At 63.2% G+C, this 24,618-nt stretch carries 22 protein-coding genes; 10 read left to right on the forward strand and 12 right to left on the reverse strand.

Features of this window, described 5'->3' with window-relative positions; translation table 11 throughout:
- Nucleotides 1-20 precede the first annotated feature (20 nt).
- Entirely contained in the window at nt 21-851 is an 831-nt protein-coding gene (locus AC1D1B_RS18255; RefSeq protein ID WP_477333841.1) for an alpha/beta hydrolase, read from the forward strand.
- A gap of 44 nt (nt 852-895) precedes the next feature.
- Here AC1D1B_RS18255 and AC1D1B_RS18260 read toward each other — a convergent pair whose 3' ends face one another.
- From AC1D1B_RS18260 to AC1D1B_RS18280, 5 genes are all read right to left on the reverse strand, one after another.
- Nucleotides 896-2,101, reverse strand: a complete 1,206-nt coding sequence (locus AC1D1B_RS18260) for a molybdopterin molybdotransferase MoeA (protein ID WP_477333842.1) — start codon at nt 2,099-2,101, stop codon at nt 896-898.
- Nucleotides 2,102-2,584, reverse strand: coding sequence for a cyclic pyranopterin monophosphate synthase MoaC (gene moaC / locus AC1D1B_RS18265; RefSeq protein ID WP_477333843.1), 483 nt, complete (start codon nt 2,582-2,584; stop codon nt 2,102-2,104).
- A 66-nt stretch (nt 2,585-2,650) separates the two neighbouring features.
- Nucleotides 2,651-3,499 (reverse strand): indole-3-glycerol phosphate synthase TrpC, encoded by an 849-nt coding sequence (trpC, locus tag AC1D1B_RS18270; RefSeq protein ID WP_477333844.1) that lies wholly within the window; start codon nt 3,497-3,499, stop codon nt 2,651-2,653.
- Nucleotides 3,500-3,503: 4 nt separating this feature from the next.
- Nucleotides 3,504-4,514, reverse strand: coding sequence for an anthranilate phosphoribosyltransferase (gene trpD / locus AC1D1B_RS18275; RefSeq protein WP_477333845.1), 1,011 nt, complete (start codon nt 4,512-4,514; stop codon nt 3,504-3,506).
- Nucleotides 4,515-4,544: 30 nt separating this feature from the next.
- The gene (locus tag AC1D1B_RS18280; protein ID WP_477333846.1) at nt 4,545-6,440 is read right to left on the reverse strand and encodes a peptidyl-prolyl cis-trans isomerase; all 1,896 of its coding nucleotides are present in this window, start codon (nt 6,438-6,440) and stop codon (nt 4,545-4,547) included.
- 146 nt (nt 6,441-6,586) lie between these two features.
- On the opposite strand from AC1D1B_RS18280, the gene tpiA reads away from it, so the two are divergent.
- From tpiA to AC1D1B_RS18305, 5 genes are all read left to right on the forward strand, one after another.
- Nucleotides 6,587-7,357 (forward strand): triose-phosphate isomerase, encoded by a 771-nt coding sequence (gene tpiA, locus AC1D1B_RS18285; protein ID WP_477333847.1) that lies wholly within the window; start codon nt 6,587-6,589, stop codon nt 7,355-7,357.
- Between the two features lie 182 nt (nt 7,358-7,539).
- A complete protein-coding gene (secG, locus tag AC1D1B_RS18290; protein ID WP_477333848.1) occupies nt 7,540-8,034 on the forward strand; it encodes a preprotein translocase subunit SecG in 495 nt (164 codons plus the stop codon).
- A 202-nt stretch (nt 8,035-8,236) separates the two neighbouring features.
- On the forward strand, nt 8,237-9,355 hold the full coding sequence (locus AC1D1B_RS18295; RefSeq protein ID WP_477333849.1) for a L,D-transpeptidase: 1,119 nt from the start codon (nt 8,237-8,239) through the stop codon (nt 9,353-9,355).
- A 156-nt stretch (nt 9,356-9,511) separates the two neighbouring features.
- A complete protein-coding gene (locus tag AC1D1B_RS18300; RefSeq protein WP_112561656.1) occupies nt 9,512-11,149 on the forward strand; it encodes a CTP synthase in 1,638 nt (545 codons plus the stop codon).
- A gap of 15 nt (nt 11,150-11,164) precedes the next feature.
- Nucleotides 11,165-11,704: a DUF1697 domain-containing protein gene (locus AC1D1B_RS18305; RefSeq protein ID WP_477333850.1), complete on the forward strand. Its 540-nt coding sequence runs from the start codon at nt 11,165-11,167 to the stop codon at nt 11,702-11,704.
- 122 nt (nt 11,705-11,826) lie between these two features.
- On the opposite strand, the gene AC1D1B_RS18310 is transcribed toward AC1D1B_RS18305, so the two are convergent.
- The 5 genes from AC1D1B_RS18310 to AC1D1B_RS18330 form a co-directional block, all read right to left on the reverse strand.
- On the reverse strand, nt 11,827-13,284 hold the full coding sequence (locus AC1D1B_RS18310; RefSeq protein WP_477333851.1) for an NCS1 family nucleobase:cation symporter-1: 1,458 nt from the start codon (nt 13,282-13,284) through the stop codon (nt 11,827-11,829).
- A gap of 198 nt (nt 13,285-13,482) precedes the next feature.
- A complete protein-coding gene (otsB, locus tag AC1D1B_RS18315) occupies nt 13,483-14,253 on the reverse strand; it encodes a trehalose-phosphatase (RefSeq protein ID WP_477333852.1) in 771 nt (256 codons plus the stop codon).
- Complete coding sequence (locus AC1D1B_RS18320) at nt 14,250-16,031, reverse strand: alpha,alpha-trehalose-phosphate synthase (UDP-forming) (protein ID WP_477333853.1); 1,782 nt, start codon at nt 16,029-16,031, stop codon at nt 14,250-14,252. Before AC1D1B_RS18320 ends, otsB begins: the two co-directional genes overlap by 4 nt.
- A gap of 134 nt (nt 16,032-16,165) precedes the next feature.
- Complete coding sequence (locus AC1D1B_RS18325; RefSeq protein WP_477333854.1) at nt 16,166-18,328, reverse strand: amylo-alpha-1,6-glucosidase; 2,163 nt, start codon at nt 18,326-18,328, stop codon at nt 16,166-16,168.
- Nucleotides 18,329-18,373: 45 nt separating this feature from the next.
- Entirely contained in the window at nt 18,374-19,435 is a 1,062-nt protein-coding gene (locus tag AC1D1B_RS18330) for a glycosyltransferase family 4 protein (RefSeq protein ID WP_477333855.1), read from the reverse strand.
- Nucleotides 19,436-19,628: 193 nt separating this feature from the next.
- Between AC1D1B_RS18330 and AC1D1B_RS18335 the strand changes: the two genes are divergently transcribed.
- Both AC1D1B_RS18335 and AC1D1B_RS18340 read left to right on the forward strand, forming a co-directional pair.
- Nucleotides 19,629-19,931: a DUF982 domain-containing protein gene (locus AC1D1B_RS18335; protein ID WP_477333856.1), complete on the forward strand. Its 303-nt coding sequence runs from the start codon at nt 19,629-19,631 to the stop codon at nt 19,929-19,931.
- Nucleotides 19,932-20,107: 176 nt separating this feature from the next.
- A complete protein-coding gene (locus tag AC1D1B_RS18340; protein ID WP_181057026.1) occupies nt 20,108-20,266 on the forward strand; it encodes a hypothetical protein in 159 nt (52 codons plus the stop codon).
- Between the two features lie 41 nt (nt 20,267-20,307).
- On the opposite strand, the gene AC1D1B_RS18345 is transcribed toward AC1D1B_RS18340, so the two are convergent.
- Nucleotides 20,308-21,354, reverse strand: a complete 1,047-nt coding sequence (locus AC1D1B_RS18345; RefSeq protein WP_477333857.1) for a LacI family DNA-binding transcriptional regulator — start codon at nt 21,352-21,354, stop codon at nt 20,308-20,310.
- 81 nt (nt 21,355-21,435) lie between these two features.
- A complete protein-coding gene (locus AC1D1B_RS18350; RefSeq protein WP_477333858.1) occupies nt 21,436-22,626 on the reverse strand; it encodes a hypothetical protein in 1,191 nt (396 codons plus the stop codon).
- 164 nt (nt 22,627-22,790) lie between these two features.
- On the opposite strand from AC1D1B_RS18350, the gene AC1D1B_RS18355 reads away from it, so the two are divergent.
- Complete coding sequence (locus tag AC1D1B_RS18355; RefSeq protein ID WP_477333859.1) at nt 22,791-23,717, forward strand: carbohydrate ABC transporter permease; 927 nt, start codon at nt 22,791-22,793, stop codon at nt 23,715-23,717.
- Entirely contained in the window at nt 23,707-24,606 is a 900-nt protein-coding gene (locus AC1D1B_RS18360; protein WP_477333860.1) for a carbohydrate ABC transporter permease, read from the forward strand. Before AC1D1B_RS18355 ends, AC1D1B_RS18360 begins: the two co-directional genes overlap by 11 nt.
- Nucleotides 24,607-24,618: the final 12 nt, after the last annotated feature.

The raw sequence follows: 24,618 nt of genomic DNA on the forward strand, positions 1-24,618 counted from the left end.
AGTCATCTGGGAGGGTGCAGATGCTCGAACACCGTGTTGCCGATTGGGACAATGCCTACGCCAACGGCGACAACATCGCCGGCAGCGATCGCTGGCCGGCCGCGTGGGACGCACCGGCGCAGGCTTTTCGCGACACACTGTCGGCGGCCGGTCGGGCCAAGCTCGACATCGCCTATGGCGACAACCCGCGCAACCGGCTCGATTTGTTCCTTCCCGATGCCATGCCCAAAGGGCTCGTCGTCTTCATCCATGGCGGCTACTGGAAGGCATTCGACAAGAATGCCTGGTCGCATCTGGCCAACGGCGCGGTCGCAAAGGGCTTTGCCGTAGCAATGCCGACTTACACGCTTTGTCCCGACATACGCATTTCCGGCATCGTCAGGGAAATTGCGGCGGCGATCGGCAAGGCGGCGGCGATGGTCGACGGGCCGGTGATCCTGACCGGGCATTCCGCCGGCGGCCATCTCGCCTCGAGGATGGTGACGACAACGACGCCTCTGGCCGCCGACGTAGCAAGCCGTGTGCGCAATGTCGTCTCGATCTCCGGCGTCCATGACCTCCGGCCGATCATGCGCACCGGCATGAATGCGACACTGACCATCGATGAAGCGGAAGCACTGGCCGAAAGCCCGGCGCTGCTGCGCCCGATGGAGGGCGCACGCATCACCTGCTGGGCCGGCGGCGGTGAGCGCTCGGAGTTCCTGCGCCAGAATGCGTTGCTGGCCAACATCTGGACCGGCCTTGGCGCCACCACCAGCGCGGTGGTCGAACCCGACCGGCATCACTACGACATCGTCGACGGGCTTGCCGATCCGACACATCCGCTGACGCGGACATTGCTTGCCGAATAAAAACCAGTTTCATCTCTAAAATTAATGGCTTGGACGCTTGATCTTCAGCGTAGCATCAGGACGCGACACCCGGCGCCCACGGCTGCCGCCGGAGCGAAGGGCTCGCGCACGATCAAGCCGTTGGCGTCGGCCAGCATTCGCAGCATCGAGGAATCCTGGATGCCGAACGGCGTCGCCACCAGTGCGCCGGCTTCTTCCCGGACCACGGCGCGCACATAGTCCTGCCTCAGATCATTGGCCGGCATCGCGGCGCCAAGCTGCGCCTGCCGGATGTCCTGCCGGAAGGTGCAGCCGCCAAGTTGCGCCGAAAGCGGCTTCAGGAACAGCTGCGAGCAGACCAGGCTCGCCACCGGGTTGCCGGGCAGGCCGATGCACCTGATGTCGCCGAGACGCCCGAACATCAGCGGCTTGCCCGGGCGCATGGCGAGCTTCCAGAAATCGAGCTTCATGCCTTCGCCGGTGAGCACGTCGTGCACAAGATCGTGGTCGCCGACCGAGGCGCCGCCGAGCGTGACGATGACGTCGGCTTTCGCAGCGACGGCCTTTTTCACCAGTGCCGCGATAGCTTCCTTGCGATCAGCCGCGATACCGAGATCGAGCGCGCGGGCGCCGACAGACTGCGCGGCAGCGGCGACGCCATAGGCGTTGGACGAGATGATTTGGTCTGGGCCAAGCGCGCTGCCCGGCGGCAGCAACTCGTCGCCGGTGGCAATGATGGCGACCAGCGGCCGTTGCACCACCTTCAGCGTCGGGTGATTGGCCGATGCGGCCAGCGAGAGTGCGGCCGGATCGAGCACGCGGCCTTTTTCCAGCAGCACGTCGCCTTGCGCAAAATCCAGCCCGCGGCGGCGGATGTTGCGTTCCTTCGCCGTCGGTTCGGTCACCTCGATCTGGCCGCCGCCGAGATCCCGGACATTTTCCTGGATGACGATGGTGTCTGCGCCTTCAGGCAGCGGCGCGCCTGTGAAGATGCGCACGGCCTGCGCCTTGCCGACAGTGCCATCAAAGCCGCGCCCGGCTGGCGCCATGCCGATCACCGAAAGCCGCGCCGGGGCGGATGCTACGTCCTCGGCTCGTGCGGCATAGCCGTCCATGGCGGACGCGTTGAAAGGCGGCTGGGTGCGCAGCGCCACGACAGGCTCCGCCAGCACCCGGCCGGCCGCATCCGCCAGCGCGACGCTTTCACCCGGCCGCGCCACAGCGCCTTCGAGGAGGCGTTGAAGCGCCTCGGCGACCGGAACCAGCGCCATTTACGAACCCGCCTTGTAGTCGCCGGACTTGCCGCCGGTCTTTTCCACCAGCCTTATGCCGGAAATCACCATGGCGCGGTCGGCCGCCTTGGCCATGTCGTAAATGGTCAGACACGCCACCGATGCCGCGGTCAGCGCCTCCATCTCGACGCCGGTCTTGCCGGTGACGCGGGCGAGCGCGGTGACTCTGAGGCCAGGCAGGCCTGGATCCGGCTCGATGTCGACCGACACTTTGGTCAACAGCAGTGGATGGCAGAGCGGGATCAGCTCATGTGTCTTCTTGGCCGCCATGATGCCGGCAATGCGCGCTGTGCCCAGCACATCGCCCTTCTTGGCGTCGCCGTCGAGGATCATCTTGAGGGTTTCCGGCCGCATCGAGACAAAGCCTTCGGCGATCGCCGTGCGCGTCGTCTCTTCCTTGTCGCCGACATCGACCATATTGGCCTCGCCCTTGGCGCCGAGATGGGTGAGGGCGCTTGTCATTCTCAGGCTACCATAGGGCGACGTGCGTCCGTACGGACGCACAAAGTACGCTCTATCATTTTGAATCTATGCATCGTGCTCTCCGAAAATCGATTCCGATTTTCGGGCCGATGCATCCGTCGCCTTGCCCGTCAGTAGCAGGCGCGTTGCCGCCGCCACATCCTGTTGCCGCATCAGGCTCTCGCCGACGAGGAAGGTGCTGATGCCGGTCTTTTGCATCCGGTGGCAATCGTCGTGGGTGAAAATGCCGCTCTCGCTGACCAGCAAGCGGCCACCGGGCACCATCGACGCCAGCCGCTCCGAGGTTCCAAGGCTGGTCTCGAATGTCCTCAGATTGCGGTTGTTGATGCCGATCAACTGCGACGACAGTTTTACCGCGCGCTGCGTTTCGGCCTCGTCATGCACTTCGATCAGCGCATCCATGCCGAGTTCGAATGCGGTCGCTTCCAATTCGCTCGCCAGGGCATCATCGACGCTGGCCATGATGATCAGGATGGCGTCGGCGCCCCAGGCGCGAGCCTCGTAGACCTGGTAGGGGTCGAACAGGAAGTCCTTGCGCAGCGCGGGCAGCGACACTGCCTTGCGCGCATTGGTGAGAAATTCCGGCGCGCCCTGGAAGGACGGTGCATCGGTCAACACCGAAAGACAGGCGGCGCCGCCTTTCTCATAGGCCTTCGCCAATGCCGGCGGATCGAAATCGGCGCGGATCAAGCCTTTGGACGGGCTCGCCTTCTTGATTTCGGCGATCAGCCCGAAACTGCCCGATCTGCGCTTCGCCTCGAGCGCCCTCAGAAACCCACGCGGCGCGTCTGCATCCTTGGCCCGCGCCTTGATCTCGGCCAGCGGTATCCGCGCCTTCGCTTCTGCGATCTCGTCGCGCTTGTAGGCCTCGATCTTGCGCAGAATGTCAGCCACGGTCCTATCCGTTCGAAATCGCGACCAGCCTGTCGAGCACGCCTAGCGCCCGGCCGCTGTCGATGGCTTGTGCCGCCGCCGCCATGCCGTCGGCAAGCGTCGTCGCCTTGCCGGCCACCACCATGCCGGCGCCGGCATTCATCAGCACCGTATCGCGATAAGCGCCGGCAGCACCGCCCAGCATGTCGCGCAACGCCTTGGCGTTGTAGGCGGCGTCGCCGCCGCGCAACTCGTCCTTGGTATGGCGCTGCAAGCCGACCGCTTCCGGGGTAAGCGTAAAATGGCGGATTTCGCCGCCGGCCAGTTCCGCAACCTGCGTTTCACCGGTGGTGGTGATTTCGTCATAGCCATCGCCATGGACGACCCAGGCATGGTCTGTGCCCAGCGCCTTCAATGTCTCGGCCACCGGCACGATCCATTCCGGCAGGAACACGCCGACCATCTGCCTGCTGACGCCGGCCGGGTTGGACAGCGGTCCGAGCAGGTTGAAGATGGTGCGGGTGCCGAGTTCGACGCGGGTCGGGCCGACATGCTTCATCGCCGGATGATGCGCCGGCGCGAACATGAAGCCGACACCGGCCTCACGGATGCAGCGGCCGATCACCTCTGGCGGGATATCGATCTTGACGCCGAGCGCGACCAGCACGTCGGCAGCGCCTGTCAGCGACGACAGGCCGCGATTGCCATGCTTGGCCACCGGCACGCCACAGCCGGCGATGACGAAGGCCGAAGCCGTCGAGATGTTGACGGAATGCGAGTTGTCGCCGCCGGTGCCGACGATGTCGATGGCGCCTTCAGGGGCTTCGACGCGCAGCATCTTGGCGCGCATGGTGGCGACGGCGCCGGAGATCTCGCTCACCGTCTCGCCGCGTACACGCAGCGCCATCAGGAAGCCGCCGATCTGGCCGGGCGTCGCGTCGCCCGACATGATGATGTCGAAGGCTTCGCGCGCTTCCTCAAAGGTCAACGCGCTGCCGGTAGCGACCTTGGCGATATGGATCTTCAGGGCGCTCATGGGGCTAAGACGTTCATTGAGCCAAGCCGTTCATTGGGCAAGAGCTTGGGCAACGGCGGCCTGATCGACGCTGACGGCGTACTGCGTCTGCAACTGTGCCACCAACTGGTCGAGCAAATCGTCGGACATGCCTTGCGTGAAGGATTTCTGCGCGTCGTCGGGCACCGAACTGGCGTCGGCTCCGGCCGGCTCGAACACTTCGGCCACCTTGAACAGAATCTGGCCTTCGCCGGTGGGCGAGGGGATCAGCCCGGTGCCGCCTTCGCCGACGCCGAACATCGCTGCGGCGCCGTCCTTGCCGAAATCGACGTCGTCGGCCTCGCGCTTCACGCCGCGCTTGGTCTGCTTTTCGAGTTTCAGTTCGCCCGCGATGACGTCGAGCGTGGTGCCGGCCTTGAGGCGCTTTTCGAGTTCGTCAGCCTTTGCGGTCAGCCGCTTGGTCGTTTCCTCTGTCGTCCAGTCCGCCACCACCCTCTGGCGAACCTCGTCCAGCGTGCGGTCGCGCGCCGGCGTGATCGATGTCAGCTCGTAGAATACGAAGCCATTGTTGGTCGTGGTCAGAGCTTGATTCTCGGTGTTGGGTTCGGCCTCGAACACCGCCTTGATCAGGTCCGGCGATGCCGGCAGATCCTTGATGATGGTTCCATCCGGCTTGAGGCCGGTGCGGTCGATGGCCTCGACGGTGACATCCTTGAGCTTCAGCTTTGCCGCGGCTTCGGCGAGCGTGCTGCCGGCGGCGCGGGTGTCTTCGTAATTGTCGTGCACGTCGAGCAGGATGCGGCTTGCTTCGCCCAACGCCAGATCCTTGCGGATCTGGTCCGACACTTCGGCCAGCGGCTTCACCACTTCAGGCTTGATATCGGTGACGCGCAAAAGCACCGGGCCGAACGTACCCTGGACGACCGGGCTGACTTCGTTGACGGCAAGCGCGAATGCGGCATCGGCGACCGCCTTGTCGCTGATCTTGTCCTTGGAGAGCGTGCCAAGCAGCGTATCGGCCTGGGTCTTGCCCTGCGCGATAACGATCTTGTCGAAGGTTGCGCCCGTCTTCAGCGAATCGGATGCTGCCTTGGCGGCATCCAGCGTCGGAAACACCAGCTGTTCGACGGTGCGCATTTCCGGCGTGGTGTAGCGCCCCTTGTTCTTGTTGTAGTCATCGCCAACCTGTTGGTCGGTCACGGCGCTGACATCCATGATGTCTTCAGGCTCGAGCCGGACATAGGAGAATTTGCGGTATTCAGGCGCCGCGTAGGTTTTCTTGTTGGCCTCGAAATAGGCCTGAAGCACGCTGTCGGATGGCGCCTCGATCGGCTCGACCATCGCCTTCGGCAAGGTCAGATAGTCGATGGTGCGGTCTTCGCCGCGATAGAGCGCGACCGCCTTGAAGAAGGTGTCCGGAGCCTTGAGGCCGTCCGAAACCGCCTCGACGATCTGCTGGCGCACCGCCACCTGGGACCGGTTCTTGAGATAGTCCTCCGGCCGCATGCCGAGCTCGCGCAGCCGCGATTCGAACAACCGGCGGTCGAACTGGCCATTCGGGCCCTGGAAGGCGGGTTCCTGCCGCGTCAGTTCAGCCAGCTTGTCCTTGGAGAAGCCAAGCCCGAGCTTGCGCGCCTGTTCGTCGAGAACTGCGCCCGACACCAATTGCGCCAGCACCTGGTTGTCGATGCCATAGGCCTTGGCCTGCTCGCGGCTGATGCGCTGGCCGATCTGCTGCTGCAGCATGTTGATCTGGCGATCATAGGCGAGGCGGTATTCGGTGATCGACACGGTGGTGCTGCCGGCGGTTATGACCGCGTGATGGCCGGCCAGGAAGCCGCCCGCCAAGCGGGTGGTGACGCCCCAGGCGGCAAAGCTTGCCACCAGCAGTAACAGCAGGGTCTTCGCGACCCAGGTCCCCGCCGCGCTTCTCAGAATACCAAGCATTGTTACTTCCGATTTTTCCGCACTTTCGTGTGCGCCCGAGTCTGAAACAAGCGCAATAGCGCCCTTCCGGCTCACTGTCGATTGCTTTGTGGCCTGATTTTGATAGGGAGGGCGGGACCCCAATGTAGCCCGGAGAACCAGATCCCATGACGCCAGGAATTCGACCGCTCGTTGCCGGCAACTGGAAAATGAACGGCACCAGCGCCTCGCTGAACGAGCTCAGGATGATCGGCAACGGCTTCATGAGCGGGCTCGACGCCGAGACCGAAGCGTTGGTCTGCGTGCCCGCCACCTTGTTGTCGCACGCGGCCGAAATCCTGTCGCGCACGCCGGTGCGGGCTGGTGGCGAGGATTGCCACATCAAGGAGAGCGGCGCCTTCACCGGCTGTGTTTCGGCCGAGATGCTGAAAGATGCAGGCGCCAGCCACGTCATTGTCGGCCATTCCGAATGCCGCGAGCAGCGCGGCGAGGACGATGCGATTGTCCAGGCCAAAGCGTCGGCGGCGTGGCGGGCGGGACTGGTCGCCATCATCTGCATCGGCGAGACCAAGGCCGAGCGTGAAGCGGGCGCCGCCCTCGACGTCTTGTCGCGCCAGGTCGCCGGCTCGGTGCCGCCTAGCGCGACGCCAGCCAACACCGTCATCGCCTACGAGCCGGTATGGGCGATCGGCACCGGCCTGACGCCGACCGCCGCCGACGTGGCCGAAGCGCATGCGCATATCCGCGAAAAACTGTCGGAGGGGCTGGGCGCCTCGGTGGCCGGCAAGATCCGCATCCTCTATGGCGGCTCGGTCAAGCCGTCCAATGCGGTCGAACTGCTCGGCGTCAAAAACGTCGACGGCGCGCTCGTCGGTGGCGCCAGCCTTAAGGCGGCGGATTTTCTCGCCATCGCCGAGGCCTACGAGAATATCGCGTAGGGTCGGTAGCTCCGTCGCCGACTTGATCAAACGCCGCGCTGCGGCCGAAATCGTTGCAAAGGGCGCATTGCTTCCCATATTCCGGCCACGGGCTTGGAAATGCCGTTAAAGCATTGTATGGAGCCGCCTCCAAATCACCGGCCCTGATCGCCAGGGAGCGGCAGGGCTTGCCAGGATAAAATATGGAAACCGTACTGATCGTCATCCACCTCATGGTCGTGCTCGCCCTTGTCGGCGTGGTGCTGCTGCAGCGCTCCGAAGGCGGTGGTCTCGGCATTGGCGGCGGTTCCGGCTTCATGACCGCGCGTGGTGCTGCCAATGCGCTGACGCGGGCGACGGCGATCCTGGCCGCGGCTTTCTTCGTGACGTCCCTGACACTCTCGATCGTTGCCCGCTACGGCGAAAAGCCGATCGACATTCTCGACCGCGTACCGGCCGACAGCGGTAATGGCGTGCTCAACCAGCTGCCCGGCACGACGCCACCAGCGCCGCCCGCCGGCACCACGACGCCGCCTGCCGGCAACGGTGCTGCCACGACGCCTCCGGCGACAGCTCCTGCCACCACAGCCCCGGCGACGGCTCCCGCCACCGCTCCGGCGCCTGCGACCGATTCGGCGACGCCGCCGGCTGCCAACGGCGTCACCTTGCCGGTCACGCCGCAGGTTCCGAACCAGTAGTCGGATAGGGTCAAATGCCGCGATCTGTTGTTGTTTCAACACAGTCGCGGTAAATGGCGCATGATCACGAAGATTCGACCACGCGTTCCGCTTGAGGCCTCTCCGGCACTTCGATTATAGATTGCGCGCGGCACTTTCTGCGCCCTTGGGGGGCGCCGGGCGACGCCGTGGGCAACAAGCATTGAACGATCGGATCTTCACTATGCAGCTTCGCAGCTTCATTTTCATGGGGTTTTGTGCCGTACTCGGCATGAGCTCCGCGGCCTTCGCCGGCACTCCGGCAATGACCTCACCGCAGGCGGTTGGCAAAACCGCTATCATCAACGTCGCCGCCAAAAGCGATGCGGCGCAGCTGAAGCTTCTCAAGAAGAAGAAAAACCCGAGCTCGGATGATCTGGCTCAGATCAGCAAGCTCGAAGACAAGATCGCCGCCGACAAGGCGGCTGCCGGCGCCAAGGCGCTCGAGGCCCGCAAGCTCGCGATGCGTGATGCGGCGAAAGCCAAGGCCGACGCCCAGCGCCAGGCATTCCTGGCCAGCAAGGGCAAGCCGGTCGTGGTCGCCGACGCCAAACCGGGCAAGAAGACCACCAAGATCATCGTTCCGGTTGATCCGATCGCCCCGATCGAGCCGATCCCGTCGGCCGAACCACTCCCGGCCGAAGCGATGAACGTCGCGCTGGCCGGCAACAATGGCGAATTGCGCAGCGAAGCCCCTGGCCAGAAGCCGAGAAGCGGCGGGCTGTTCGCCGGCCTGTTCGGCGGTACGTCCTCTGCCTCCTCGATTGCCTATCTCCCCGAGACACGGGCTCTCGACCAGGCTCTCGCCAAGCGCGAAGCCAAGAAGCAGTTCAAGGTCAAGCCGGAATTCGTGCCACAGGACGTGGAATTCAGCGGCTACGAAGCGGGCACGATCGTCATCGATACCAGCGCGCGCCGCCTCTACCTCGTTGAATCGGCTTTCACCGCACGCCGCTATGCCATTGCCGTCGGCCGCGAAGGCCTGCAGTTCAAGGGCACGGTTGCCGTTGGCGACAAGCAGGAATGGCCGCGCTGGATCCCGACGCTGGACATGCAGAAGCGCGAGCCCAAGCACTATGGCCAGTACAAGGACGGTATGCCCGGCGGTGGTCAGAACCCGCTCGGCGCCCGCGCCATCTATCTCTATGACGGCAAGCACGACACGCATCTGCGCATCCACGGCACCATTGCGCCGCAGTCGATCGGAACCAGCGCCTCCAATGGCTGCTTCCGCATGATCAACGAGCACGTCATGGACCTCTACAGCCGCGTCAGGGTCGGCACCAAGGTCGTCATCATCTGACGCTTTCGCAATCATGCCGAAAGGGGCCGGCTTCTGCCGGCCCTTTTGTTTTGACTGAAAACAACAGTCTCGCAGCTCGGGACTATCGCGCCTTCTCTGGAAAAAGCCTCAGCGGCGGTTTTTTCTCTGGCGGAATCAATTCGGCCGCGTTAAGCGATGACTCCCATGGCGCGATATGTATTCATCACAGGCGGCGTGGTTTCCTCACTTGGAAAAGGCATTGCCGCAGCGGCCCTTGGGGCTCTCTTGCAGGCGCGAGGCTATCGCGCACGCATCAAAAAGCTCGACCCTTACCTCAATGTCGATCCCGGCACGATGTCGCCTTACCAGCATGGCGAGGTCTTCGTCACCGATGACGGTGCCGAGACCGATCTCGATCTTGGCCATTACGAGCGCTTCACCGGTCGCTCGGCCAATCAGCAAGACAACATCACCACCGGCCGCATCTACAAGAACATCATCGAGCGCGAGCGGCGCGGCGACTATCTCGGCGCCACCGTCCAGGTCATCCCGCACGTCACCGACGAGATCAAGCATTTCGTCCTCGACGGCAATGACGACTATGATTTCGTTCTGTGCGAAATCGGCGGCACCGTCGGTGACATCGAGGCGATGCCGTTCCTGGAAGCCATCCGCCAGCTCGGCAACGACCTGCCGCGCAACAACGCCGTCTACGTTCACCTGACGTTGATGCCCTACATCCCGACGGCCGGCGAATTGAAGACCAAGCCGACCCAGCATTCGGTCAAGGAACTGCGCGGTATCGGCATTGCGCCCGACATCCTGCTGGTGCGCGCCGACCGCGCCATCCCCAAGGAAGAGCGCAGAAAACTGTCGCTGTTCTGCAATGTGCGCGAGAGTGCCGTCATCCAGGCGCTCGACGTGCCGCACATCTATGACGTGCCGATGGCTTACCACAAGGAAGGCCTTGATTCGGAAGTGCTGGCCGCCTTTGGCATCGATCCGGCGCCCAAGCCGCGCATGGAGCCCTGGCAGGCGGTATCCAACCGCATCCACAATCCGGAGGGCGAGGTCACCATTGCCGTCGTCGGCAAATACACCGGCCTCAAGGACGCCTACAAATCGCTGATCGAGGCGCTGTCACATGGCGGCATGGCCAACCGCGTCAAGGTCAAGCTCGACTGGATCGAAAGCGAGATCTTCGAGAAGGAAGACCCGACGCCGTGGCTGGAAAAGGTGCATGGCATCCTGGTGCCCGGCGGCTTCGGCGAACGCGGCTCGGAAGGCAAAATCCTGGCGGCCAAATTCGCGCGCGAGCGCAAGGTGCCGTATTTCGGCATCTGCTTCGGCATGCAGATGGCCTGCATCGAGGCGGCGCGCTCGCTCGCCGGCGTCGAGCACGCCTCGTCGACCGAATTCGGCCCGACCGACGAGCCGGTCGTCGGCCTGATGACCGAATGGCTGAAAGGCAACATGCTGGAGAAGCGCCGGGAGACCGGCGACCTCGGCGGCACCATGCGGCTCGGCGCCTATCAGGCCGAGCTCACCAAGGGCTCGAAGATCGCCGAGATCTACGGCGACACCCAGATTTCCGAGCGCCACCGCCACCGCTACGAGGTCAATGTCGACTACAAGGAGCGGCTGGAAGATTGCGGCCTGGTGTTTGCCGGCATGTCGCCCGACGGCGTGCTGCCGGAGACGGTTGAATATCCTGACCATCCCTGGTTCATCGGCGTGCAGTATCATCCGGAGCTGAAGAGCCGGCCGCTCGAGCCGCATCCGCTGTTCGCCAGCTTCATCTCGGCCGCGGTGGATCAGTCGCGGCTGGTCTAAGCAGGCCGCGTTGCCATGCAAACCTATGTCGCGCTGCTCTACAGCATCATCCTCGGCGAAGGCAGCCGGGTCGTCATGGCCGACCTCAAGGCGATGGCCGAAAGCCTCGGGCTGAACAATCCCCGCACACTGGTCGCGACCGGCAATCTGGTCTTCGAGGCGCGGGCGACGGATATCGCCAGGCTGGAACAGCGGCTCGAAACGGCCTTCGAAAAAACCTTCGGCCGCCATGTCGTCATCATCGTGCGCACTGCCGAGGGCTGGCTGAAGCTCGCCGCCGGCAATCCGTTCCCGGCCGAGTCGGCTGAAACTGGCGATCAAGTGGCGGTGCGCATCATGCGCAAGCCGGCGCCTGCCGACGCAGCCGCAGCGCTCCAGGCCTATGCCGCCGACGACGAGAAGGTGGCTTCGGTCGACGGCGACATCTGGGTTGTCTTTTCGCGCGAGCGGCCAAGCTCGCGGCTGCTCGCGGCGATGAACCACAAGCGCATGGGCATCGGCACCGCGCGCAACTGGAACACGGTGCGCAAGCTGGCTGAGATGGTGGAGCAGTAGGCAGTAGGCAGTAGGCAGTAGGCAGTAGGCAGTAGGCAGTAGGCAGTAGGCAGTAGGCAGTAGGCAGTAGGCAGTAGGCAGTAGGTCTCTATTCCCTGGCACCTACTGCCTACTCCCTCATTTCATGCCTTTGCTGTCTTTGCCCCTGCACCCAGCGCCGCAGTGCGCAGCACGTAGTAAATGGCGCCGGCGATCGCGACGCCGAAGAACCAGCCATAGACGCCCCACCAGGACGGCAGCCAGTTGGTGAAGTTGGGCAGGATCGACGAGAAGATGGCGCCGATGCCGGCGGCGATGAAGGCGTTGACGTGCCATCCGCCCTGGAAGCGAAACTCGCCATCCTCGCGATACAGCGCCTCGACGTCGACCTCGCCTTTGCGGATCAGGTAGTAATCGACCATCATGACGCCGAAGATCGGTCCCATCGTCGCACCGATGATGTTGACGAAATGCGCAGCGCCGCCATCCCACGGCGCGAAGGGGTAGAGCAGCAGCGCGATCACGGCCGCGATGTAGCCACCCTTCTTGAAATCGATCTGCCGGGGAAAGACATTGGAGAAGTCGAAGGCGGGCGAGACGAAGTTCGCCACCACATTGATGCCGAGCGTCGCCACCGCGAAGGTGAGTGCGGCGAGTGCTGCCAGGAACCAGCTGTCGAACTTGGCCGAGATCTGGTCGGGGTGCAGCAGCACCTCGTGATAGACGTCATAGGCGGCGATGGTGGTGACGCCGGCGACCATCGAAAACAGGATGAGGTTAACCGGCAGGCCCCAGATGTTGCCTTTGCGCAGCGACGCCTGGTCGGGCGCATAGCGGGCGAAATCACAGAAGTTGAGATAGAGCGCCGAGAAGTAGGTGACCCAGATCGCGGCCACCGCAAACAGCGCCGTCCACGAACCGGGCGTGCCCGGCACGCCGGCGTCCTTGGTCTTTTCCAGCAGCACGTCCATCGGAATGTCGCTGGTGAAGGCGAAGGTCCCGGCCTTGACGCAGAGATAGATCGCCAGGATCAGCATCATCACCCACACCGCCGGGCCGGCCCAATCCTGGAAGCGGCGTACCGTTTCCATGCCGCGCTGAATGATCAAGAGCTGCAGCGCCCAGATGACGACGAAGCAGATCACTTCGAGGCCGCTATGGCCGAGGAAATGCGTGTTGGCGTTGAAATCGGCGAACCATTGCGAGCGGATCAACAGCGCCACGATCGCACCGGAAGCTGCGGCCGTCTGTGCGCCGTACCAGAAGCAGGCGACGATGGCGCGCACGAGCGCCGGAATGTTGGCGCCCCAGATGCCGAAGGAGGCGCGCGCCAGCACGGGGTAGGGCACGCCGGTCTTCACCCCGGCATAGCCGACCATGTTCATCAGCACGTAGATGATCAGCGAACCGATGCCGATGGCGATGATGAAATTGACGAAGCCGCCGCAAAACAGGAACAGGCTGGCAGCGAGATAATAGCCCCACAGGCTGTGAACGTCCGACGTCCAGACGTTGAAGATCGAGAATGGCCCCCAATTCCGCACCTTCGCCGGAGCGAGGTCCTCATTGTAAAGGCCAGGCGATGCGCCTTGTATTGTCACGGTGAATTCCTCCCCTTTTGCCGAACGCACCTCCATGCGTTGGCTGCGCAGGTTAGGCCTGACGCGGGGGAACCGGCAAGCAATCCATTTGCCGGCTTTGACCTTAAAGATATTCAACGAGAATCGCGCTTATCTATCGGCCTTTGTCGGAGACGGGGCGCAATCGCACGTCTTGATTCGATCTGCTGGCTGCCGCGATCACGACGCTTTGCGATTCAACACCGGTGACGTTTCGAAATTGGCGGCAAGCCAGCCTATCGCGCGGGTGACGTCATCGAGCCCGTACTGAGCCACGGTGGAGCCTCGCGGCCTGACCCTGATCGAGATGCCGCCGGCTTCGTTGATCGCCTCGAAACCGTTTTCGTCAGCGGTGTCGTCACCGAGGAAAACCGGCCGCCTTCCGGCAAAGGGTGGGATTGCCATGAAGCGCCGCACGGCAGCGCCCTTGGCTGCTTCAAGTGGCATGAGCTCAACGCCGGCGTTTCCCGGAATGACGCGGTAGCCCTTGGGAAGTTCGGCCAATGCCTGCTCGACAAGCTGAGTGGCCCTGGCCAGCAGATGCGGCGCCGCGCGCGTATGAATGGCGAGGATCGGACCCTTGCGCTCGATATGAACCCGGCCGTCATCCAGCTCGGCCTCAATGGCGTCGGCAAGGGCAGCCATATCGGCGGGAGCATCCGCCGCGACGACCGGACCGTCCGGTGTCGGCCGATGTTCCAGCCCATACAGGCCGGCAACGCGCAGTTTCAGGGGATGAAACAAGCGGTCGGCGACGTCAACCGAGCGGCCGGTGATGAAGGCGACGGCACCGTCCAGTCGTTCGTCGATGGCACCGAGCAGAGTGCGCAATTCGTTGCTGACGGAAACGGCGTCGGGATGAGCGGCGTGTTCCAGCAAGGTGCCGTCAATGTCGAGAAAAAGTGCCCATTGTCCTGCAGGCAGGTTGGGAGCGGTTGGCAGGCTGGTCATGACGCCACCTTGTGCATGCGCTCGACGAGCGAGACGATGTTGGTGTCGGTGCTTGCAGGCCGCTCGCCGGCTCCTGTCGCCCGGTCGAGATCGCCGCGTTTGCGTAGCCGCGCCGCGTCCAGCAGCATGCTGCCGGCCCAGCGATAGACATTGTTGTCACGCACATTCTCGCGCATGCGTCGCATGCGCTCGCGCTGTTCTTCCGCCGGCATGGTCAGGGCCTGCAGCAGCGCCTCGCTCATCATCGCCGCGTCGTAAGGGTTGACGATCAGCGCCTCCAGCAATTCGCGCGACGCGCCGGCGAATGTGCTGAGCAAGAGCGTACCCTGCTCGTCGTCGCGCGCGGCGACGAACTCCTTGGCGACGAGGTTCATGCCGTCATGCAAGCTGGTGACCATGCAGATGTCTGCGGCGCGATAGATTTCGTAGACTTGTTGCTGCGAATGATGTTCGGCCACCATGATGACCGGCTTGTAGCCGTCACTGCTGCCATAGCGCTGGTTGAGGTCGTTGGCATGGCGCATGCATTCATCGTGCAGTTGCTGGTAGGCCGGCAGCGTGCCCCGGCTGGGCGCTGCGATCTGCAGGAAGACCAACTTGCCGATCCATTCAGGGTGCCGTGTGAACAGTTCGTCCAGCGCATGGAACCGGTCGAGGATGCCCTTGGTGTAGTCCAGCCGCTCGACGCCGATGCAGAGCTTGACGTCCGGCGGTAAGCTGAACCGGTCGCGCAAGCGGGAGCGGCATTCCTCGACCGTGGGCAGCTTTGCCAGCAGTTCGGCCGGCCATTCGATGGAGATGGGGTAGGCGTGTACCAGCGTTGTCTGGCCACCATAGGAGATTGCCGCATCGGCGCGTTCGATTCGGCTTTCCAGGAAGCGGTCGACGCTTTCGGTGAAATTGTTGGCGTGAAACTGGGTGTGGAAGCCGATGATCGAGCTGCCGAGCAACCCCTCCAGAATGCGCTCACGCCACGGGCAGATGCTGAAGACTTCCGAGTTCGGCCAGGGGATATGCCAGAAGGTGATGATGATCGCCTCCGGCAGGCGCTCGCGGATCATGCGCGGCAGCAGCGCGAAATGGTAATCCTGGACCAGCACGATAGGCCGCTCGTTGCGCGCCTCGGCCACCACCGTATCGGCAAACTTGCGGTTGACGGCCTCATAGGCCTCCCAGTCCGAGGCGCGGAAGATCGGCCGGGTGAAGGCGATATGGCAGAGCGGCCACAGGCCCTCATTGGCAAAACCGAGATAATAGCCCTGATACTCCTCCTCGCTCAGCCAGACACGGCGCAGCGTGTAGGACGGCTTGTCCGGCGGCACCGGCACCCGGTCGTTGTCGTCGACGGTGAGGCGGTCCGCGCTACCGCCGCCATAAGCGATCCAGGTGCCGCCGCAGGCGCGGGTGATCGGCTCAAGCGCCGAGACCAAGCCACTGGCCGGCACGACCAGCTCGACGCCATTGTCCTTGACGTTGTGGATGTAAGGTTCGCGGTTGGAGACGACGATGACCTGTGCGTCCGGCAGATCGTCAGCGAGGATTTTGCGCAAGATTTCGGGCGACCATGTCACCAATGCTGCATCGACCGACTGGCCGTTCTTTTCGAACTCGCGCATGACTTTGCGTGCCGCTTCCGCCGCCACATCCTCGCCTGCCATTCGAGCGACTGGTGCGTGGCTGCCGCGCTGCGGGGATATCGAAAACAAAACGGCGAGGGCGGATAGGCCGAGGCTTGCCAGGATCACGATCCAGAGCATGTCGACGCCATAATTTGTCATTGAATTGCCAATCTCCGCCTTCGGCGGTCATTCTTCTTCGTTGAATTTGAACACGCTCGCCGGCGGCTGGCCGTGGGCAGCTGTCATTTTGCAACGCACAAAACTGCGATCGGTTCCCGTGAAAATGACCCAGTTCAACTTCGCACGATCAGCGGAACCAGCCCTTCATGGCGGTCGGCGAGAAAGGCGACAACGCGGTCGCCGACGCGCTGGAAGGTAAGATCGACCTTCTTTTCGCCGACGCCCAGATGCCTGAGCGTCAGCGTGTCGATGCCGATCGGCAGCCTCGGCCGCGTGACGTGGATTTCGCCATTCCAGCCGTCGATCTCCAGACCGAGGCAGGCCTGCATCAGCATGAACGCCGAGCCGGCCGACCATGCTTGCGGCAGGCAGGCGACGGGATAGGCGATCGGCGCTTCGCCGACCGAGCGGGTAAAGCCACAGAACAGTTCCGGCAGCCGCATGTTGAAATGCACGGCCGATTCGAACGTGCCGCTCATCAGCCGCACCACGCTCTCGCGCTCACCGAAGCGCGCCAGGCCGGCGCCGCACAGGGCCGTGTCATGCGGCCAGATTGAGCCGTTATGATACGACATCGGGTTGAACAGCACCGCATCGTCGGCCAGCGTCCGCACCCCCCAGCCCGACTGGAAGGACGCCGAAAGCAACTGGTCGGCGACCATCTGCGCCCGTGCCGGCTCGGGCAGCCCTACATAGAGCAGATGGCCGGCATTGGACGTGCGCACCTTGCAAGGTTCGCCGGCGCCGTCGATGGCCAGCGCATAGAAACCGAGATCGTCCAGCCAGAAATCGCGCTCGACGGCGATCCGCATCTCTTCGGCGCGGTTTTCCCAGTGCTCGGCCTGCGCGAATTCTCCGCGGCGGCGAGCAAGTGCAGCCAGCCCCCTGAAGGCGGCAAAGACATAGCCCTGCACTTCGACCAGTGCGATCGGTCCTTTGGGAATGCGCCCGTCAGCGTGGAAGACCGAGTCGAAACTGTCCTTCCAGCCCTGGTTGGCGAGGCCGGATTCGGCGGCGCGCTGATAGGTGACGAAGCCGGTCTTTCGGCTCGCTTCCTCGGTCCACTCGGCGGCGGCGCAAAGCGACGGCCACAGGCTGGCGATGAAGTCCATGTCGCCGGTGCGCTCGGCATAGGCGCAGGCGAGATGGATGTAGAGCGGCGTGGTGTCGACGCCACCGTAGTAGCGGCCGAAGGGCAGCTCCTGCAGCGCCACCATCTCTCCCTTGCGCGTCTCATGCATGATCTTGCCGGGCTGCGAGTCGCTGAATGGCGATGTCTCGGTGGCCTGGTGCTGGGCGAGGAAGGTGAGCACACCGCGCGCCAGGCCGGGATTGAGCCACAGCATCTGCAGCGCCGAGATCACGCCATCGCGGCCGAAAGCCGTCGAAAACCAGGGAATGCCGGCATAGGGGTAGGGGCCGGTTGAAAGCTCTGTGGTCAGCAGAGCCACGTCGGCGCGGGCGCGCTCGACCCAGTCGTTGAAGACGCGGCCTGAACTGTGCACCGTGGCGCCATGACGGCGCTTGGCCCGCATGCCGAAACGGGCCCGCGCCGCGGCAGCGCGGAAACGGTCGCGGTCGGGCGGGTCCGCCAGTTCCGGGCCGACCTCGACATAAAGCACCTTGCTGCTGCGCTTGGTCACCGCGATGAGGAAATCCGCGCGCTCGGCGCTCAGCTGGTCCGGCGCCTGCGAAAACGAGATCGCCGACACGCGCGCCAGACCGTCCAGCCCGTCGTAACGCAGCACGACGGAGGTAGCCTCGATCTCGGCCGCATGCGCCATGCCGCGTTTCGGCCTGGTCGAACCGCGCACCTCGAACATGTCGCGGAAATCGGCGGCGAAGTGCAGCGAAATGCGGATCGCCGAATGCTCCTGGCTGTAGTTGGACAGGGTGATGCGTTCGAACAGTCGATCTTGCCACAGCAGCCTGACGCGTTCGATGTGGATGGCGCCTTGCGGGATGTCGCGGCCGCCGACGCTTTGCATCGGCAGGTTGGTCAAATTGCTGGTGAACAGCACATTGTCCTGGCTGAGCGAGGCGCCGAGCAGCGATGTCTGCCGGCCGCCGACGGTCAGCCGGAACTCCGACAGCACGCGCGTGTCGTCGCGGAAGAAACCGTCGCCGGCGCCCCTGATATCGCCATAGGCATCGGCCACCGCAAAACAGTCGCCTTGCTTCAGCGCGAACAGCCGGTGCGGCTCGCGCGGCGCGGTGTCGTCGAGGGAGGCAAGGGCCACGGCGGGGTCGAGCTTGCGCTCGTCAAGTTGGGTCATCAGTCACAAATCTCTGTTTTCGGCCTTGGAGCCATTTGCCGTCATTCACGACGCCTTTGCTTCAGCCGAAGTGCCAATGAGGCGCGCATAGGCAGCGAGGTAATCGCGGGCCATCCTGTTGGCGGAAAACCGCTTTTCGAAAACCGCGCGCACTTTTCGCCGGTCGAGCTGCAGCAGTGCCAGCACCGCGGCGACGGCGTCATCAAGCGAATCGACGATAAAGCCAGTGACACCATGGTCGATGACTTCCGGCAGCGCGCCGCAGTTCCAGCCGATGGTTGGCGTACCGCAGGCCATCGCCTCGATCGCGGCAAGACCGAACGGCTCGGGCCAGTCGATCGGAAACAAGAGCCCGGCCGCATTGCCGAGAAACTCAGCCTTCTCGTCCTCGGCGATCTCTCCGACATAGTCGATGCGGTCGCCGTCGATCAGCGGCTCGATCGTCTCATGGAAATAGGCGCGATCGTCATCGCCGATCTTGGCCGCCAGCTTGAGCTTCATGCCGGAGCGCAAGGCGATGTCGATGGCGCGGTCCGGCCGCTTGTCGCGCGACAGCCGGCCGAGAAAAGCGAGATATGGTTCGTCCGCCGGCGGCTCGAATGTCGGCTGATAGAGCCCGGCCGGCAGGCCGTGGTGGATGGTCGCCAGCCAATTGGCATTGGCGAGCCCGCTTCTCTGGCTGCGCGAGATCGAGATCAGGGGAAAGCGTGGGAAGCGCTCATAGGCCGGCGCCAGATCGACATAATCGAGCCGGCCATGCGGCGTCGTCACCGTCTTATCGGGCATGGTCTCGAAGAACGAGAAATGCAGGAAATGGCTGAGGTGAAAATGAATGATATCAAAGTCGTGGGCTCGATTCCTCACATCGGCCAGCATCGCAAGGTGCGCTGCTGTCTCCGACTTGAGCGGTCGCGGATCGAGGCGCAGCGCGCGTTCGCGTCCGGGTATCAGTCTGGCCGAGGTGTGGCTGTCGCCGCTGGCAAACAGCGTCACCTCGTGGCCGAGTTCGACCAGCCCTTCGGTGAGATAGGAAACGATCCGCTCAGTGCCGCCATAGAGCCTGGGCGGCACGGATTCGTGCAAAGGGGCGACGTGGGCAATGCGCATGGGCTGAACTGTCCCTCAAAGGCTAATACGGGAACGAAATGCATCAGCTGGCGTAACGTTCCGGACAAAAGCTAGCCGCCGGCTACCCCAAGCCGACCAGCGCGAAATTTTTTTGCAACAAGCGGGAACCAATGCGCGGTCTGCGAATTTAATAAGGTTGGTTCGCACTGCGGCCGACCAGGGAGAGAACAAAATGGACCGCTTGCATTTCTTTACGCCGGTGCGCATTGCGCGCGGGCAGGGACACCCCGTCGAGGAAGTCGATAGCGTTGCCGAAGCAATGGTCTTTCTGCAGAAATGGCCGTCGGGACGGCGTGGGCCTGTGTATCAGTGCGCCCTGAATTGCTGCTCCGCGGCCCTGTCGGGCCGGATGTCGCCTGAGGAGGCAAGGAAGGCCTTCACCGGCTTTGCCCGTATCACCCGCCTGCTCGACGACGACATGGCGCTGCCAATGGGCGGCGAAAGCATAGCCGAAGTCTACGCGCTGAGGCGCTAGGCGCCGGTTCAGCCATTTATTATTGAAGTCCTGCGCCGTAGTGGCTCGGGCGGCTTTTTTGCACCAGAGTATGCCCGCGTGGCCCTTCACCTGACGGGCTACACTGTGCTTTCATGCTGCGCATGACCGGTGGTTGACGACCAATCCACGGACGGTCCGCACGTGGAGGATAGACATTGCCGAGACTGATCCTGGGAACACTCGGCGCTATCGTCATCGCCCTCATCTGGGCGGTCCTCGCCAGTTTGATGGGCGCGCCATCGATCGTGATCACAGTCGGCGCAGTTGCCATCGGGGCCGGCGTCTACACCTACATCGACAGACGCTCGAATTGAGCCGTTCCCTGTCTATCGGGCAGCGATACCCACAGATGCTCTCACCGGGCCGTTTTTCGCACCGGGCCGACGGTGGCGCGTTCGACCAATTGCACGCCGATGTTGACGCGCACAATGTTCGCGCCCGGATCTGCGATGCGTTTCATCAGCATCTGTATGCCGGCACGGCCCAGTTCGAGCCGGTCGATGCGGATGGTCGTCAGGGGTGGGCGGCTATGAAGGGCGACCGCGATATCGTCGAGGCCGATGACGGAAAAATCCTCTGGAACCGAGAAGCCGCTGCTTTGCAGCGCCTGCATGACGCCCAGCGCCACGATATCGGTGCTGCAGAAAAAGGCAGTTGCATCGGCCAGGCTGCCATCCTGCAGCGCTTGCCGGACAACCTGCTGCGTCTGCGATTCCTGGACGCCGAATCTGGACAGGTCCAGGACATGGCGCTGCGGATCGAACCGGATGCCGGCTTCCTCGAGCGCAACCCTGAAACCCTCGAGCCGGCGGCGCAAGGACAGACGGTGCGGCAGTGCGACATGAACGATCTCGCGATGCCCGGCGCTCAACAGGCGCTGCGTCGCCAGCCAACCCGCTGACCAGTTGTCGGGCAGGACACTGTTCAGGCGCATCGTGCGGTCCATGCCGTTGATCAGAACGGCAGGCAGTTTGCTGGCGATGATCCTTTCCAGCGCTTCCGGCTGGTCGAGGCCGATCGCGACGATCGCCCCGGTCTTGCCGGCCTGCAGCAGCTCCTCCACCTCGGCCACCACCGAATCGAGGGAAATCAGGCGAACGTCGATCTTCAGCGAATGGGCGGCCGCCTCGTCCAGGGCGCCGCGGATGACGTCCTCGTAGAACTGCGAACGCGAATAGAATTCCGCCGGCATCAGCATTGCGACGCTGTCGACACCCGCTTTATGCAGCGACCGCGCCGTCTTGCCCTGGTAGCCGTAACGCTCGGCTATATCGAGGATCTTGCGCCGGCTCTCCTCGCCAACGCCGCTCCTGTTGTTGAGAACCTTCGAAACGGAAGCCACCGAAACGCCAGCCGCATCGGCAATGTCGCGAAGGGTAGGGGCGTTGACTTCGTCGTCCATCAGGAATGTTGCTTCCGATGCTGGGTTTGCTGATTTCCTGATCGTCGTACAGGCAGGTTACTGTGTATTGCCATTGATTCTCTACCAAAAGAACTGGGTGTGCCCAAGTGAACGCATCAAGGCTTCCATGAAATAATAATCGCCGTAGGGAAGCATGTTGTCTGAAAAGCCGGCAGTGACATGCGCGGCGCCATGCGCGAGCATGCCCTGCGCTTCCGCATCTTCGGTGAGATCGCAACTGTCGAGCAGTCCGGCAAGCAGGCGCGCCCCAAAAGCGCGCCAGCGCGCGGCCTCTTCCGGCTCACACTGGTGGGCAAGCATATACACGCCGGCAGCCATGATCGCGCCGGCGGAACTGTCGCGCGGCGCGTTGGCTGCATCGGGCACTGAGTAGTCCCAGACCGGGACGCCGCCGGTTTCCATCAACGCCTCCGCCTTGGCGGCAAGGCGGCGGGCCGCGTCCAGGTAGAGCGGGTTGCCGGTGGTGGTGGCGCACTGCGCGAAGCCATGGATCAGCCAGGCCTGACCGCGCGACCAGCAGGAACCGTCGGCATAGCCCTGATGGGTCTCGCCACGCAGCGGTTTTCCGCTGGCGGTATCGAAAACGAAGGTGTGGAAGCTGGTGTCATCGGCGCGAACCACATGTTTCAGCGTGGTTGCCGCGTGTCCCTCGGCGACATCGTAAAAGTCCATGCGCCCGGTCTCGCCATGCGCCCAGTGGAGCAGCGCGAGGTTTTGCATCGTGTCGGCAATGACGCGGCCATTGGCAAATTCGGCACGCGTCCCGCCATGAATGGAACGTGCGTTCCAGGCCTGGATATAGCGACCCTCAGGTCGATATCTCCCCAGCAAGGCTGTCGCGGCATCGATCGCCATCCGATGGGCTTCCCGATCACCGGTCATCAGCCAATCGGAGACGCAGCCCAGCGAGAACTGAAAACCCAGATCATGATCCTGCGCATTGTGGTTGGCCAGAATGCCCCGGAACACAGGACGGCGGGCGCGGGCGGCGTTCAGGAAAACCGGATCGCCCGTCAGCTGCAGCGCCAGCCACAATTGTCCGGCCTGGAAACTGATCACCCAATCATAAGGGCCGCAATAGCTCCATGTGTTGTCGGCGAGGCCGATCTTGGGATTGCGCAGGCCGATGACCGGCATCGTGGCGCGCAGCCGCTCGATGCAGCGGGCCAGCGCCTGCTGGCGGCGGTCGCGCTGTGGATCCGGATCGGTGACCTCGACGGCCTGGAAATAGCTGCTTCGTTCGACGCCCATTTTGCTGACCTTGTTCAACTCCAAGTCATTTCGCATATCGACTAAATTTCTGTCAATAGCGAAACTTTCTCTTGACGACAAAACTTTCGAATCCTAATTTGCCCAGCATCGGAGGCGTCCGGTTTGGAAAATCGGCGTTCGTGAGCCGCAGGGAGAGAGATGGCATGTCGGCGGTCGCCGCATTCGAAGTGAAGGCGCCTCGCGACCGCTCTGGTCTGCGAGAGCAGCTGGCCGGCTATGGTTTCCTCGCGCCATGGCTCATCGGCTTCTTCGCCTTGACTCTCGGGCCGGCGCTGGTCTCGCTCTACTTCTCGATGACCGACTACAGCGGCATGTCGGCGCCGAACTGGGTCGGCGCCGAAAACTACCTCCGCATTGCCACCGACGATCCGCGCTTCTGGACGGCGATGAATGTCACCTTCACCTTCGTTCTGTTGTCGGTGCCGCTAAAACTGCTTTTCGCGCTGGCAGTCGCAGTTGCGCTGAACAAGGGACTGCGCGGCCTGTCGCTGTTTCGCGCCATTTTCTATCTGCCGTCGCTCGTCGGCGGCAGCGTCGCAATCGCGGTGCTCTGGCGGCAAGTCTTCGCCGGCGACGGCCTGCTCAATCAGGCGCTGAATGGTCTCTTCGGTTACGAGGGACCGAGCTGGATATCCAATCCATCCTATTCGCTTTACACGATCGTTCTGCTGGCGGTCTGGCAGTTCGGCTCGTCGATGATCATCTTTCTCGCCGGCTTGCGCCAAATCCCGCAAGACATGTACGAGGCGGCAAGCATCGACGGCGCCAGCCGCAGCCGGCAATTCTTCAAGATAACGCTGCCGCTGTTGACGCCGGTCATCTTCTTCAACGCCGTGATCCTGACCATCGATGCGTTCAAGGCATTCACCTCGGCCTTCGTGATCAGCGACGGCACCGGCGGGCCGATCGACTCGACGCTCTTCTACACGCTCTACCTCTATCAGGAGGCGTTCATCAATTTCCGCTTCGGCTACGCGTCGGCGCTCGCCTGGGTACTGGTGCTCATCATCGCCTTCTTCACGGCGATGTCGTTCCTGACCGCCAGATATTGGGTGCACTATGACGACTGATGCGGTCTCTTCATCGGCCGCTATCGGGGAAGCAACGGTAGCCGAAACGGGGCAGGGTTCCTCGGTCATGGTGCGTGCGCTGCTCTACGCGCTGCTCATCGCGGTGAGCTTCATCATGCTCTACCCGATGCTGTGGATGGTCGCGAGTTCGTTCAAGCCGGACAACGAGATTTTCACCTCGACCTCGCTCATCCCGCAAGACTTCTCGCTCGATGCTTACCGGCGCGGCTGGACCGGCCTGAGCGTCGGCTTCGGCCAGATGTTCCTGAACTCGCTGCTCATCTCGGTTCTGGTCGTGGTCGGTAATTTGTTCTCCTGCTCGATGGCCGCCTATGCCTTCACGCGGCTCCGCTTCAAAGGGCGCGGCTTCTGGTTCGCCTTGATGCTCGGCACGCTGATGATGCCGCAGCACGCCTTGCTGATCCCGCAATATGTGATGTTCCTGAAGCTTGGCTGGGTGAACACGATCCTGCCTTTGGTCGTGCCGAAGTTCCTCGCCATCGACGCGTTCTTCATCTTCCTGATGGTGCAGTTCTTTCGCGGCATTCCGCGCGAACTGGATGAGGCCGCAATCATGGACGGCGCCGGGCCGCTGCGCATCTTCCTGAAGGTGATCCTGCCGCTGTCGATGCCGGTGCTTGCGACCGCCGCGGTGTTCTCCTTCATCTGGACCTGGGACGATTTCTTCGCGCCGCTGATCTATCTGAACGACATCGAGAACTACACCGCGCAGCTCGGACTTCGCACCTTCGTCGACGCCACCGCCCAGTCGGACTGGGGCGCGCTGCTCGCAATGTCGACGCTGACGGTGTTGCCGATCTTCATCCTGTTCATCCTGTTCCAACGCCTGCTGATCGAAGGCATCGCGACGACGGGCATGAAGCGATGACCGGCAACCCGG

The organism is Mesorhizobium sp. P2_C5_2 (genome assembly GCF_056404535.1).

What these genes read in the sequence shown, in the direction of transcription:
- trpD (WP_477333845.1), bottom strand. Translation starts at nt 4,514, where the DNA reads ATGAGCGCCCTGAAGATCCATATCGCCAAGGTCGCTACCGGCAGCGCG.
- moaC (WP_477333843.1), bottom strand. Translation starts at nt 2,584, where the DNA reads ATGACAAGCGCCCTCACCCATCTCGGCGCCAAGGGCGAGGCCAATATG.
- tpiA (WP_477333847.1), top strand. Translation starts at nt 6,587, where the DNA reads ATGACGCCAGGAATTCGACCGCTCGTTGCCGGCAACTGGAAAATGAAC.
- AC1D1B_RS18350 (WP_477333858.1), bottom strand. Translation starts at nt 22,626, where the DNA reads ATGGGCGTCGAACGAAGCAGCTATTTCCAGGCCGTCGAGGTCACCGAT.
- secG (WP_477333848.1), top strand. Translation starts at nt 7,540, where the DNA reads ATGGAAACCGTACTGATCGTCATCCACCTCATGGTCGTGCTCGCCCTT.
- AC1D1B_RS18305 (WP_477333850.1), top strand. Translation starts at nt 11,165, where the DNA reads ATGCAAACCTATGTCGCGCTGCTCTACAGCATCATCCTCGGCGAAGGC.
- AC1D1B_RS18255 (WP_477333841.1), top strand. Translation starts at nt 21, where the DNA reads ATGCTCGAACACCGTGTTGCCGATTGGGACAATGCCTACGCCAACGGC.
- otsB (WP_477333852.1), bottom strand. Translation starts at nt 14,253, where the DNA reads ATGACCAGCCTGCCAACCGCTCCCAACCTGCCTGCAGGACAATGGGCA.
- AC1D1B_RS18360 (WP_477333860.1), top strand. Translation starts at nt 23,707, where the DNA reads ATGACGACTGATGCGGTCTCTTCATCGGCCGCTATCGGGGAAGCAACG.
- AC1D1B_RS18355 (WP_477333859.1), top strand. Translation starts at nt 22,791, where the DNA reads ATGTCGGCGGTCGCCGCATTCGAAGTGAAGGCGCCTCGCGACCGCTCT.
- AC1D1B_RS18345 (WP_477333857.1), bottom strand. Translation starts at nt 21,354, where the DNA reads ATGGACGACGAAGTCAACGCCCCTACCCTTCGCGACATTGCCGATGCG.
- AC1D1B_RS18260 (WP_477333842.1), bottom strand. Translation starts at nt 2,101, where the DNA reads ATGGCGCTGGTTCCGGTCGCCGAGGCGCTTCAACGCCTCCTCGAAGGC.
- AC1D1B_RS18300 (WP_112561656.1), top strand. Translation starts at nt 9,512, where the DNA reads ATGACTCCCATGGCGCGATATGTATTCATCACAGGCGGCGTGGTTTCC.
- AC1D1B_RS18320 (WP_477333853.1), bottom strand. Translation starts at nt 16,031, where the DNA reads ATGACAAATTATGGCGTCGACATGCTCTGGATCGTGATCCTGGCAAGC.
- AC1D1B_RS18295 (WP_477333849.1), top strand. Translation starts at nt 8,237, where the DNA reads ATGCAGCTTCGCAGCTTCATTTTCATGGGGTTTTGTGCCGTACTCGGC.
- AC1D1B_RS18330 (WP_477333855.1), bottom strand. Translation starts at nt 19,435, where the DNA reads ATGCGCATTGCCCACGTCGCCCCTTTGCACGAATCCGTGCCGCCCAGG.
- AC1D1B_RS18335 (WP_477333856.1), top strand. Translation starts at nt 19,629, where the DNA reads ATGGACCGCTTGCATTTCTTTACGCCGGTGCGCATTGCGCGCGGGCAG.
- AC1D1B_RS18280 (WP_477333846.1), bottom strand. Translation starts at nt 6,440, where the DNA reads ATGCTTGGTATTCTGAGAAGCGCGGCGGGGACCTGGGTCGCGAAGACC.
- AC1D1B_RS18325 (WP_477333854.1), bottom strand. Translation starts at nt 18,328, where the DNA reads ATGACCCAACTTGACGAGCGCAAGCTCGACCCCGCCGTGGCCCTTGCC.